The sequence below is a fragment of the Pontibacillus litoralis JSM 072002 genome, from assembly GCF_000775615.1.
Lineage (GTDB): Bacteria > Bacillota > Bacilli > Bacillales > BH030062 > Pontibacillus > Pontibacillus litoralis.
In genome coordinates, this window is sequence record NZ_AVPG01000003.1 from 104,826 (window position 1) to 118,522 (window position 13,697).

9 protein-coding genes, 1 pseudogene and 1 CRISPR repeat array are annotated in these 13,697 nt (G+C 37.9%); of the genes and pseudogenes, 2 read left to right on the forward strand and 8 right to left on the reverse strand.

Annotation, left to right across the window (positions count from 1 at the left end; genetic code table 11):
- Positions 1-8: 8 nt before the first annotated feature.
- Complete coding sequence (gene gabT, locus N784_RS03985) at positions 9-1,328, reverse strand: 4-aminobutyrate--2-oxoglutarate transaminase (RefSeq protein ID WP_052127118.1); 1,320 nt, start codon at positions 1,326-1,328, stop codon at positions 9-11.
- Between the two features lie 384 nt (positions 1,329-1,712).
- On the opposite strand from gabT, the gene N784_RS03990 reads away from it, so the two are divergent.
- Both N784_RS03990 and N784_RS03995 read left to right on the forward strand, forming a co-directional pair.
- Entirely contained in the window at positions 1,713-2,378 is a 666-nt protein-coding gene (locus N784_RS03990) for a GntR family transcriptional regulator (protein ID WP_036832573.1), read from the forward strand.
- A gap of 166 nt (positions 2,379-2,544) precedes the next feature.
- Positions 2,545-3,953, forward strand: a pseudogene (locus tag N784_RS03995) (APC family permease).
- Positions 3,954-4,042: 89 nt separating this feature from the next.
- Positions 4,043-5,463: direct repeats of the CRISPR family, unit length 32 nt; unit sequence ATTTCAATCCACGCACCCACTAGGAGTGCGAC.
- Positions 5,464-5,637: 174 nt separating this feature from the next.
- Here the strand turns inward: N784_RS03995 and cas2 are convergent.
- The 7 genes from cas2 to N784_RS04030 form a co-directional block, all read right to left on the reverse strand.
- Entirely contained in the window at positions 5,638-5,928 is a 291-nt protein-coding gene (cas2, locus tag N784_RS04000; RefSeq protein WP_036832764.1) for a CRISPR-associated endonuclease Cas2, read from the reverse strand.
- A gap of 8 nt (positions 5,929-5,936) precedes the next feature.
- A complete protein-coding gene (gene cas1c / locus N784_RS04005; protein ID WP_036832574.1) occupies positions 5,937-6,968 on the reverse strand; it encodes a type I-C CRISPR-associated endonuclease Cas1c in 1,032 nt (343 codons plus the stop codon).
- Positions 6,965-7,624 carry a CRISPR-associated protein Cas4 gene (gene cas4, locus N784_RS04010; RefSeq protein WP_036832578.1) on the reverse strand — a complete coding sequence of 220 codons (660 nt, stop codon included), beginning with the start codon at positions 7,622-7,624 and terminating at the stop codon, positions 6,965-6,967. The genes cas1c and cas4 overlap by 4 nt, the downstream gene beginning before the upstream one ends.
- Positions 7,614-8,465, reverse strand: coding sequence for a type I-C CRISPR-associated protein Cas7/Csd2 (cas7c, locus tag N784_RS04015; protein WP_036832581.1), 852 nt, complete (start codon positions 8,463-8,465; stop codon positions 7,614-7,616). Before cas7c ends, cas4 begins: the two co-directional genes overlap by 11 nt.
- Complete coding sequence (gene cas8c / locus N784_RS04020; RefSeq protein WP_036832584.1) at positions 8,465-10,354, reverse strand: type I-C CRISPR-associated protein Cas8c/Csd1; 1,890 nt, start codon at positions 10,352-10,354, stop codon at positions 8,465-8,467. Before cas8c ends, cas7c begins: the two co-directional genes overlap by 1 nt.
- Complete coding sequence (cas5c, locus tag N784_RS04025; protein ID WP_036832586.1) at positions 10,355-11,071, reverse strand: type I-C CRISPR-associated protein Cas5c; 717 nt, start codon at positions 11,069-11,071, stop codon at positions 10,355-10,357.
- 186 nt (positions 11,072-11,257) lie between these two features.
- Positions 11,258-13,681, reverse strand: coding sequence for a CRISPR-associated helicase/endonuclease Cas3 (locus tag N784_RS04030; protein ID WP_036832588.1), 2,424 nt, complete (start codon positions 13,679-13,681; stop codon positions 11,258-11,260).
- Positions 13,682-13,697: the final 16 nt, after the last annotated feature.

The window sequence follows — 13,697 nt, forward strand, 5'->3', positions numbered from 1 at the left end:
CCTCGCATTTATTTATTTTCCGTTATGGCTTCATCTACAATAGCAAGCCCGCGCTCGAGATCCTCATCTGCTATTACTACGGGAGGTAAAAATCTTAGCACATTTCCATACGTACCCGCCTTTAACGTCATCAACCCTTTATCCCAACATGCTTGTAAAATCGTAGTAGTTAACCCTGGATTCGGTTGCTTGAAATCCTCAGCTTCAATGATTTCTATCGCACACATTGAACCTAAGCCACGTACATCCCCAATAACGTCATGACGCTCCTTCATTTCCTGCAATAACTTCATCATCTTTTCACCTAACACTCGGCTTTTGTCCACCAAATGCTCTTCCTTAATCACATCTAGAACAGCGTTTCCTGCTGCACAAGCAACAGGACTTCCACCGAATGTTCCGCCGAGCTGACCAATCTCTGCGGCATCCATGACATCTGCTCGCCCTGTAACAGCACTTAACGGCATCCCACCAGCAATAGACTTAGATAATGTCGTCAAGTCAGGTGCTATATCAAAGTTTTCCATCGCAAACAACTTTCCTGTTCTACAGAAGCCTGTTTGAATCTCATCTGCAATAAAGAGGATATTATTTTCTTCGCACACTCGTTTTATCCCTTGAACAAAACGCTTAGATGGCACAATAAATCCACCTTCCCCTTGAACAGGCTCCATGATGATAGCACCAATCTCATCTGGACTCGCTTCTAACATTAAGAAATGGTTAAACTGCTCTACAAGACGGTCATCGTACTCCTCATTAGATAAGAAGGAATCCTTACGATAATAATACGGATAAGGTAATTTATACGTATTATTCGCAAACGGTCCAAAACCATGTTTATACGGCTTTACTTTACTCGTTAACGACATCGTCAATAACGTTCTACCATGATAAGCACGATCAAATGAAATGACACCTGACTTACCTGTAAACTTCCTAGCTATCTTAATTGCATTCTCAACCGCTTCGGCTCCGCTATTTAACAAAATCGTCTTCTTCGCAAAATCACCCGGAGTTAACGCATTTAAGCGCTCCGCTAACGTAATGTAACTTTCGTAAGGAGCAACGTGAAAACAAGGATGTATAAATTGGTCAACTTGCTCCTTAATGGCAGCTACGACTTTCGGGTGATTATGACCAATATTTTGAATCCCAATCCCCCCAGCGAAATCGATATATTCCTTCCCCTCTACATCTTGCACCTTTGCCCCTCTTGCTTTGTCTACATACACTTGTGAAATGTTATACGGCGCACGAGGCACAGCTCTCTCCCTTCTCTTGTGTAGCTCCACATTCTTATTCACCTGCTTATCCATCATTTTCATCTTATAGCCTCCTTTTCATTTTCGTGGTTAATTCTTCAATCTATAAAGAAAAGCCAGCATTATCATACAGCTACATGATAATACTGGCTTTGATCTATGGCATGCTTCGAAATAGTCGCATAGATTCATCAGTCATCGTTTATGATTATATTCACCTTTATGTAACATTCTCATTGACCATGAAAGGGCTTCTCTTTCTAGGATATGAGTTCATTTATTAAATTCATCATAAACGAGCCTCTTTTAAATTGTCAAATAATTTAGTTAATATTTATATAGTTTTTTATTTTTCTGAAAAATTACTTTTCTTTTTCGGGAATGTACGCTATAATGCCTCATATCGAAATTGTGTACAATTTGTGAATACAAAAAAGTGGTGAGCCAATGAATCAACAACGGAAACAAACAAACGAAGAAAAGGCGTATGAAAAAATAAAACGAGCCATCATGCTAAAAAAACTCATACCAGGTCAAAAAATAACAGAGGAGTGGTTAAGTCATGAATTAAATATGAGTCGTACCCCGATTAGAGCCGTGTTGAAGAGGATGGACAAGGATGGATTATTAGACGTCATTCCGAATCGCGGAGCCTTTGTCCACAATCCCTCCAACAAAGAAATTGAAGACGTCTTCCACGTTCGTATGGTATTAGAAGGATATGCAGCAAGAACGGCGATTAAGAACATAACAACCGAACATATTACAGAGATGAACCAGTTGCTACTTGAAGAAAAAGAAGCGTACCAAACCAATGACTTTGAAGGCTTTCTTAAAATTAACGGACTCTTTCATACATACCTAGCAAAAATAACAGAAAACGATGTACTTATTGAAAAAATCGAATCCCTCAACCAATGGTCTGATTGCTACCTCATACTGAAAGACGAATTTTATCAAACCCCTATCGAAGAAGTGAAAGCGATTGCAGAACATGAAGCCATTGTTCACCATTTAGAACAAGGAAACAGCATACAACTAGAAGAAGCTGTTACCTTTCACTTACAATCGACATTACAGTATTTATCTACTCGTCCCTCTATCTTTGATTAATGCTTGACATGTAAAGTATTAAAGCGGGTTCTCACTTTTATAAGTCTGAATATTCAATCTTTTAATACCTCCTTAATGTAATCATGCATAACACCAAGACGTTTCCACACTCGATGATTCTTTAAGGGTTATTGTGTTATGAACAAATGATATGGAGGTTATAGAAATGACGAATGAAAATCGACAACTAAAAAAAGTTCTATCTAAATTTGATTTATTGTTTTTAGCACTTGGAGCGATGCTAGGATGGGGATGGGTTGTTCTCTCAGGTACGTGGATCACCTCCGCTGGCTCTATCGGAACCATAATTGCTTTTGCAATTGGAGGTATTCTTGTCATTTTTGTTGGGTTAAACTATGCCGAACTTGCATCAGCCATGCCAAAAGTAGGTGGTGAGCATGCATATGTTCACCGCGGCCTCGGTAAAAAGGCATCCTTCATCGCATCATGGGCAATCACATTGGGCTATGTATCTGTGGTGATGTTTGAAGCGGTAGCCCTTCCAACTGTCATCGACTATTTAATTCCTAACTACCAAGCCGGATATCTTTGGACTATTGCTGGGTGGGACGTACATTTAAATTGGGTACTCATCGGATCGATTGGCGCATTAATCATTACTTTTATTAACTACGTCGGACTAAAACCAGCCGCGGTTATGCAAACAGTTTTCACTATTATTATTGTCAGCGTCGGATTGCTGCTCATTTTCGGCTCTGGCGTATACGGAGACACATCTAATTTAACACCATTATTTCATGACGGCATGGCAGGAATAATGGCCGTACTCGTCATGGTACCGTTTATGTTTGTTGGCTTTGATGTCATCCCGCAAGTAGCAGAAGAAGCCGATTTACCGACTAAAAGCATCGGAAAATTCCTAATCATATCGGTCAGTGCTGCAATTCTATTCTATTTGGCCATCACCATTGGCGTATCCTTAGGCTTAACCAATAACCAACTCGCATCCACCGATCTAGCAACAGCAGACGCAATGGGTAGCTTATTCGGGTCAGAAGCATTCGCACAACTATTAATACTAGGCGGGGTAGCTGGTATTATCACTAGCTGGAATTCCTTCGTCATCGGAGGAAGCCGAGTCCTATATGCCATGGCCTTATCCGGAATGATTCCAATCTGGTTTGGCAAATTACACCCCAAATACAAAACACCCTCAAACGCTATACTATTTATCGGAGTACTATCCATGCTCGCACCTTTATTAGGCCGATCTGCCCTCGTCTGGATTGTCAATGCAGGTGGCTTAGGAATCGTCATCGCCTACTTCTTAGTCGCTTGGAGCTTCATAAGACTACGCAAACAAGAACCAAACATGCCAAGACCATTTAAAGCAGGTAGAACACCCATATACGGATACGCCGCCCTAATCTTAAGTCTATTTTTCATCGCACTATACATGCCCGGTTTTCCAGCAGCGCTCGTCTGGCCTTACGAATGGATCATGGTTGCTCCTGGTTCTTATTAGGAACATACTTTTTTGTCCGTATGTCCAAAGGCATGTACACCGAAATAGAAACTTATGAAACGATCGTAATGGAAGAGAAAAGCGTGTAAAAAATCCCCCCATCTCCTTGTCATCAGTGATGCAGGAGGTGGGGGGATTGAAGCAAGTGTGATGATGTAGAATCAACTAGCTGAGCCTAATTTCAATCCACGTACCCACTAGGAGTGCGACGTTATTGAATTGAAAGAGATGGAAGTGCGTGAAGAATTTCAATCCACGCACCCACTAGGAGTGCGACAAATTGCTTGAGGATGAAACATTTTTAACTGCTGACATTTCAATCCACGCACCCACTAGGAGTGCGACTCACAATGGTTTTACAATTACAAAGATGCAGATATTTCAATCCACGCACCCACTAGGAGTGCGACAAAAGTTAATGAGAGATTAAGCACAACAAACGCTATTTCAATCCACGCACCCACTAGGAGTGCGACAACTTAGAAACATTATGCATATACCATCACAATGTATTTCAATCCACGCACCCACTAGGAGTGCGACTTAAATGAAGATAACGTGCCAACTAGATCAGGGATTTCAATCCACGCACCCACTAGGAGTGCGACGCGCAAAGTATTCGACTTTATTTCGGACTACGCACACATTTCAATCCACGCACCCACTAGGAGTGCGACGCTGGATATACATGATAAAGTGTACACAATAAAATTTCAATCCACGCACCCACTAGGAGTGCGACCCACGGACCTTACCCAATGCACGCTTAGTACGTTATTTCAATCCACGCACCCACTAGGAGTGCGACCTGTAACCGATTCTAGTGCTTTTTTATACTCGTTATTTCAATCCACGCACCCACTAGGAGTGCGACCGCTGAATCCGTTGCAGAGTCTGGCTTTACGGAAATTTCAATCCACGCACCCACTAGGAGTGCGACCAGAAGACATTCGTCTTTTACTAGTCGACACACCAATTTCAATCCACGCACCCACTAGGAGTGCGACTTCGTGGTTCGGGAATTCTTTTGAAACAGCATCAAAATTTCAATCCACGCACCCACTAGGAGTGCGACATCGATTTTTCTGACATTAAACAAAACGTCATTATTTCAATCCACGCACCCACTAGGAGTGCGACGCGCACTATATATACGGCATGAAAGTGCGAATGGATTTCAATCCACGCACCCACTAGGAGTGCGACGGAGATTTAGAGGGTTTCCTCGAAAAAGGCTTATTTCAATCCACGCACCCACTAGGAGTGCGACCTTTGATGCGGAATTTTCCCTTGTCTTAACAAAATTTCAATCCACGCACCCACTAGGAGTGCGACTTTTTAATGATGGATATTTGGAATATGGATACACAATTTCAATCCACGCACCCACTAGGAGTGCGACGATTTAATCAAAATATCTCAAATTAGTAATTTGGAATTTCAATCCACGCACCCACTAGGAGTGCGACTTAAAAAAACTATCAAAAGATGCGGATGAAGCAATTTCAATCCACGCACCCACTAGGAGTGCGACAGCATACGCAGACGGTATCGTAACAGAAGAAGAATTTCAATCCACGCACCCACTAGGAGTGCGACGCTAAAATAACCACTAAATTTCCTATATAAGGATGTTTTGTGGTCAATATTTACATAACAAATACGGTATTGTTAAAAACCGAGGTTCATATTCGTTCATAACACAACATATTTACATTAAAATTAGTGCGAACCCCCTTAGGAATTTATGTGAGCTTAGGGTTCGCACCTAAACTAAAAAATCAAAGGTTCGTCAATGTCATATGAATTATTCACGCCAATATGATCAACCTTAGTTTTGTAATTCTTCCCTAGATTATAAAACCTTAAGCTATCTTTATCTTGATCAATAATCTCTGTTAATTGTATTTTTAGCTGCTTTAATTGTGTTGAATCTAATACACATTCAAATACGGAATTTTGAACGCGTTGTCCGTAATTTTGACATGCTTTTGATACTTTCCTCAACCTTCTTGCTCCACCTTGACTTGTTACATTAACATCATATGTAATAATAACTAACATCAAAGCACCTACTTCCATAGAAATGGTGGGTACTCATCTAAATCTCCTCTAATATATCTTGCTAACAATAAAGCTTGTGCATATGGCACTAGTCCCCATGCAATCTTTTCTTTTAAAAATGGGTGTTGAATCTTTTCTTGTTTCTTCTGCTGCCAAGCTTTTAGTACCGTTTTTCGAGTATCGTCGTCCATGATAACCGCACCATTTTCTTTCTTAGAAAAACCTTTTTCGTTCACTATTTTCTTGTTTATTAATGAAAGAACAAAACGGTCTGCGTAAACAGATCGAAGTTCCTCCATTACATCTAGAGCTAGAGATGCTCGTCCTGGTCTATCTCTGTGCAGAAAACCGACATATGCATCAAGTCCTACCGCTTCTAGTGCAGCTTTCATATCATTTGCTAGTAATGTATACACAAATGATAATAACGCATTGACATTATCTAAAGGAGGTCGCTTATTACGGTTATTAAAATAAAAATGCTCTTTTTGTTGTAGTATTAAATAATCAATTACCCCATTATATTGAACTGCAGCATTACCTTCTAATCCCCTTAAAATCTCCAAGTCTTGTACTTGTCGTATGCCTATCATCGTGGAAGTCAAGTTAGAAGTAGCTGATTTAATTTGCTCAACATCGATACGCAAAGGATAATCACGGGTGGCTCGTTCTAATACCCATTTACTATTGTATACTTTACCTGTAATAAAGTTTCTAGCTATAAGCGCACTTCTAGTCTCATCATCTGAAATGCGGTATTGTTCTTTTCTTAACGTAACATTCCCTCTAGATTCCCCTATCACTCTGGCTAAAAAACTACCATTCTTCGTTAAGAAGGCAATAGAAATGTTTCGTTTCGCACAATACCCCATTAATGCAGGACTTGCACCTGTATACCCAAATGTCACCACAGACTCTAGATTATGAAGAGGAAGTCTACCTAACTTCTCTTGATCTTTTAACAACACTATATTATCCCCATCTAATGATAAATAAACATCAGGCTGAGTTACAAATAAAGTATTTAGAAACTGCTTCATTCATATATCTTCCCTTCAATATAACTTTTAACAGAATGTTTATTCATAAGATTGGGTACACATATATGTTGAAGAGAGCAACTTTTACAGAAGGACCCTGTTTTCACTTTAGGAGTATATCTTCGTTGATAATAATGATGCATTTCTTCGGTTATACTCTTTACCTTATCCTTAAGTTCCTTTGTTATCGGCACTTCTATTCTGTGTTTTATCTCATTATAAAACATATAGGCCGTATTTATTTCACACAACAGCATTTCTTCTAAACACATCACCTGAGCGGTTAATTGGAGAACATCGGCATCATTCTTCTTTGGTTTCCCTCGCTTATATTCAACCGGATAAGCCATATAAGTGCCTTGTTCCCCGTTTAACTCAATACCATTTTTATCATGAATAAATTCAACCACATCACAAATACCAGTTATCCTTAATTCTTTAGATGCAACTGGCATCGCTCTAACAATAAGTCTGTTTCCCCTTTTCTCTCGTATAAAGGGGTTATCTGCTTTTTCATGAAGGTGGTTTCCTTCAACGGTTTTTACGTTTTCTTCCCATTGTTGTTCAATGTGAATTAATGCCCACTGACGTTTACAAAATTCAAAATGCTGAATACCCGACAACATTAAGGAAGATTCCTCCAACCTACTGTCCATCTATTACATCTACTTGTAAACCTTCTAATTCTTTCAAAGAAATCTCATAGTCTTCTATATCTTTTGGTTCTTCCACTTTTGATCTTACATCTAATGTTTTGTGTACTTTTGCTGATGAATATTGCCCCATTTTGGAATTATGCTCCCACCAGTACACTTTATTGATTTCCATACTTCCATCTGGTCTAGCGGAAGAAGCGTCGTTTTCAAATAATGTTATCAGTGTTTGTTTAATTTTCTCTGCATCATCATTTGTAAAACCCGTTTTTTCTGCTAGTTGTGTATTGATGCTTCCTTTAAATACATATACCCCAAAATCTACGCGATGTTTCATCCCCATAGTGTCGGACCCTTTTTTATCGCCCGTAACCGAGTTTACACTTTTTGTGATTTGTGTACTGGTAATATCAATTGGGTCAACACTTAAAGCAGCATGAATGGAAACTGGACCTCTAACGCCTACCGATACATGTGTTCCTTTAAAGGCAAATACTTGACCAAATGAGCGAACGTCAATCCATTCTTCACAGGATAATCTAGCAACTTCATCGGCAGAACTATTTTTAGCAGTTAATAATTTTTTTAGTTCAGGTATAGACTCTGCACGATCTTTTAAACTTTTGAATTCATCCACTTTGCGGTCATTTGATTGAACAAAAACAGCCTCTCCCATATCAAGCAAGCGATTTCTTATCTTCCTTTTAATTGCGACGTCAGAGATTTCCCCATGCCCTTCATAGTTTTGTCGTGGACGATTCCCATTCAACGGATCCCCATTTGGATTAGCATTTTTTACAGTAAGAATAACAGCAAAATCAACTTTATGATCTAAAGTAGTCATTATTCATTCTCCCCCTCATTTGTAGTCTCTTTCTTTTTTTTCTGATACAATGCTCTACGCTGACTATAAAAACCTAATAAATATTTTCCGGAAAGTGGTTTATTGTTGAAGTCTTCTATTTCAAATCTAGAAGCCACTTCATCAATTAATTTTGATAAATCCAGTGCTTTAGTCCCTAACCTTGCTTGGTACGGCTGCAAACTAGCTTGTAACGTAGTCCAAGTTCTCTCAGGGTGTTTCGCAAACGAGTTCATGTATCGAATTGCGTTTGTGGCACGTGTTTCTTCTGGTCCAAGCGCTCTTCTTTCTAGAACATCTGCTATTGCCAACAACCGTCCAAACAAGTAGTCACGGTTATTAATATCATCATTTAACGCCACACCATATCCCTCCCTCTTATTAATCAATGCACATGTAATGCTAAGTGTTTTCTCCCATTCCCACTTGTCCATCGATACTGGATTCGATGTACGATAAAAACAATTTCTTTCAATATCCTGTGGAATTTTACGCCCATCAATAATGCAACTATACATCCGGGTCATTAACTCCTTTTGAAGCTTTTCGTTTGCTTTAGATCCATATGCCGCAAACGCAATATCCTTCGTTGCGGGAGTTCCGTAAAAGGAAACATATTTGTTATCTTCATTTTTACGATAACGATGCACCCATACACAGGTTTGATGCCATTCGTTTAATCGCTTTAAGTAAAGTTCTTTATTCATATTCCGGTAATATAGCACTGCTAATCGTCCTGTAGTGGCTGAATCTAAAACTAAAATATTGACTTTGGAGTGCGTAGATAGATCATTTCTATATCCATCCATTGCCTTTGATATCTCATTAGCATAGTTTTCAAGCGTATTCGATTTTATCTCTTGTTCACTTAAATCTACAGGAAAAAAAGAAAAAGTATCTTCATGCAAATCCGGGACGTCCTCTTTATCATTTCCCCAAATAAGGAAAACTCGCTGATCTATCATTCTTCCTTGACGATGAATAAGCCATTTCAATGCATTATGAGCTTTTTGAGAAACTTCATAGCTAATCGATACAGCTTCACCACTTTTATCAAAGCGACCTCTATAAGTGAATCCAGATGAATCATTTGAAGAAATTAACTTCGCTTTGTCCGCAGCATGCCTTATTTTGTTTGCATGCCTTTCCGTACTTGGTAAAACTTGACCAGATACGAAACAGATATCTGCATCTTTAGCAGATTGATTATAAAATTGAATGAATGAATCATAAACGCTTTTGTCATTCCACACTTTATCTAACAATTTTGTAGGTGAATACACATTAAAACGAACGAAAGCGCTTTCCTGACCACCGGTAGCTACCCCGAATATTTCGGGTTTTTCACCGTGTATTTTTTCATAATTTTTATTCCATTTACTTATTAAGTTGCTAGCCTCGTCCAAAAAAAGTATTCCCTCATTCACCAAATCTTTAATAAGCTGCTTCTTATTAAGATATGTAAAAATACTTACTACCTTCTCATGACTATAAGGAGAATGAACCCACTCTTCTAATTGTTGAATGTACGTTTCGTATTGTTCTTTTTTATCAGTAGCCCCACTATAAGCAACATAGTCTCCCGCTACATAACTCAATTTATCATGCAATGGATAAGGGGCTACTTTCTTACCAGACCTACTTGCTGAAGACTCTGTACATGGGATAAGCGTACTTGCATGATTCTTATCTATCACTCTAGCACTATGAAATTCGCCATCCTCCGTTATATCAACTTCAATATGAGCGTTTTGTGTAGTATGGGAAATCGGCAACAACGTATATTCTTGTCCGTTCCTTTTCTTTTCCACTTCTCCAATTCTATCTACATTAGAATTATACGTCTCATACAATTCATATAACCAACTCATCTACTTCACCTCCTCATCTACTTTTCTAGAAAGGTCTTCTGCAGATTCTACATTCGAGTTGTCAAATAGCTTTGGTTTCATTTCCTTGATTTCTCGAACTTGATTACACTTTTCAGGTCGTATAAACGTTATAATCCCATTTTTCATAATAGGTTGCCATAATCGAACTTCAAGTTGGTTGCGCCCTGTTTCATCAGGATAATTAATGCCATGAACCATCGTACCGAAATGAACTTCCGGAATACTATCATAAAAACCTATTCCTTCGTCAAAAGCACACGGTTCAACATACCCTTGACACTCTCTAGTCCCAAGAAAAATGTCTCTTCTTCCTCCAGCTTTAACGGATCGTTTCAAGATATTGTAGTGCTTACCTTCATTGCGATCGAAAGCCATATCAGGTCGATTTAAATTAAATTCAAAGTGCCCTTTCACTTTATATACGACGTCTCTTAAATACGTATAGTTGGCTAACGTATTTCCACCACTATATTCAATAGGTCTAATTCCCTTAGACTCCATTTGTATGGGATTCATAATACGCACTTCATCCACATAATTTATAATTGTAGGCTTCCAATATATGGAGTCCATAATCCCTTTTAAAGATTGGTATGTTGGAACTTGATACGTCATTTTTTCCCCACCAATTTTCGTAAGCGGATCTGTAAAAAGGGCATAATCTCCACGTACTTCAAATTCAATACTATTACGCACTCTTCCACTCCCTCCCTGCATTTAATATATTATCCAATTATTTTAAGTTAGTCAATATATAATAAAACATTATATGAAAATGTTAATCTTTTTTTCATATGTTATAATAGAAATTCGCTTGTTAGCGCGGATTGAAATATATATTGTTTTATTTGGGAACCTATCTTTACAATACAAGATAGGTTTTTAAAATAATTCTATCCCAGACGAGCTTTCATTTTCGACATCTAAGCCAAACGTTTTATCGTACGCACTTTCTTTCAAAGCAAGTATTTTTCCGTCAAAATAGCTCACCAGCCCATTACTGCGATTTAAATAATCTTTTTCAAAAGGATATAGGTTCACAGTATAATGTTGTGCTTTTTTCAGAAACGTTGATAACTCTTCAGTTCGGTAGTTGCCGTTAAGCTCCGCGATAATTTCTTTTCCTTCCCCATAAGGTACGAGCACAGATGTTGTCCGATCCTCAATTACTTGAAAATGTTCAGCAGCTGTGTAATAACTATTCGTAATAAATATAGGTGGCCATTTTTTATACTTACTATAGTAATCCTTCACAAAGGATGATTTATGTTTAGGGGCCATTAACAACTCCGTCATTTCTTTCTTTAATTCAGGAATAAAATAATTTAGGTCTTGGGTGAAATCAGTATAGAATTCTTTAAAATAACGCTCCATAGCTTGATTCGACAAAACACTTCCCCCATGACTCGTTTCATCTTTAGACAAATCAACTAGAATTCTTTTGGAGATTTGTTTTCCAATCGCAATTTCTCTTAATCTTGTAAGGTTCTCTTGCTTATGATCAATTACATACACTTGTTGAATGTCCTTCTCGCCATGTCTGTTGCAACGTCCTGCCGCTTGTGCAATAGAATCTAAACCGGCTAATGAACGAATAACACAATCAAAACTGACATCTACTCCCGCTTCAATTAACTGCGTACTAATGCATATAATTTTGTTCCCTTGTTTCAAATGCTCTCGGACTTCACTCAAAATAGCATTTCTATGGGCAGCACACATAGTAGTACTTAAATGATAAATAGGTATATTATTTCGCATTTCTGTTAAGTATTGATACAACGCTCTAACTGTTTTCTTCGTGTTTAATATGACTAAAATGCTATTGAGTTCCTCGATCTTATCATTAACAAATTCAGCTAATGTACTGGTATCCATTGGTTGATTTGATGCCTTATCAACAATTTCTACTCGCTTAAAAGCTTTCATTACCCGTTCTAAATGATTGATTATTTCACCGTCTGGATCCATTTCTAATTTATGCTCAACAAAATCTAAAGCAGGCTGAGTAGCAGTACATAAAAGGATGCTAGAATGACAATTGTCTTTGAGGAAGTTAATAGCTTGATTAAATAAAGAAACGCATTTAATAGGAACCTTTTGCACTTCATCAAAAACAATCACTGCATCACTAAGGTTATGCATTCTTCTAATACTTCTCGTCCCTTTACCATAGAAAGTATCTAGAAATTGAACCATCGTTGTAAATATGATTGGTGAATGCCAATTATCTTTAGCAAGTTTTAATTTTTGTTGTGTGCTCATTATTCCATCTTCATTTTCATCATCGTCATGCGTATCCTCAATTACATTGGAATGATGCTCCAAAATATTCTCATCATCTTGTAAAATTTTACGTACTTCTTCTGCATTTTGTTCAATAATAGTTGTATATGGCACAACATAAATAATTCTCTTTTTATTATGAAGTAAAGAATGTCTTAACGCATAACGTAAACTGGCTAACGTTTTCCCACCACCAGTTGGGATAGATAATGTATATACACCTGAAGGATTTTCTGCGAAGTTGTCACATTGATTTGACATTTGAGATCGTAATTTGTTTATTGGATGTTCAGCAGATGGATGATTCTCAAATGATTTAATTTTTGCAGTTAATCGACTATAATACACTTGGAATAATTCTTCATAGTTCACTCTTTCTTCTATAGAGTCTTCCTCAAATTGTCTAGTATTTGTCCGATCAGCATCAATCAATGCACTAAAAACGAATTTCGTGATAAACATTAATTGTTTTGAAATATCTTCCCTATTAATATGTCCTAATAAAGACACTATCTCTTCACATGCTTTATCTACGTACTTGTAAAACAAATCTTTCTCTATAACATTTTCAAAAAAATATGAAACAGTAGTATCGAAATCTATCAATTCTTTTTCAGATACTCTTATCAAATACTTCGAGTTTAATTCTGGGGTTATAAAATCTTGAAGGTAAGAGTGATGAGAAATTATAGCGTTTCCAACCACTTCCGCAACAATCGCTCTGTTTGGGTTTATTTTTCCAGTGTGAAAAAAGTTGTAGAGCAGTTTACCTCCAGCAGTTGAATGATCTACGCTCCCTCTTTTTGGCGGATTATCTGGATTACGAACAGCTTCTAATATGTATTCTTTGAATTCATTACCGCATTTTCCGAGGTCATGTAACATCCCAGCAAGACCTGCCAAATGTTTCATTCCTACTTTGTCACCATGCTGTTCGGCTAAATTTTTCACTTCCAACAAATGCTCTTTTACCGTCTGTATTTCTTGATCACTTTGGCGAATATGTGCAATGTATTCCAATTGTCAAACCTCCCTA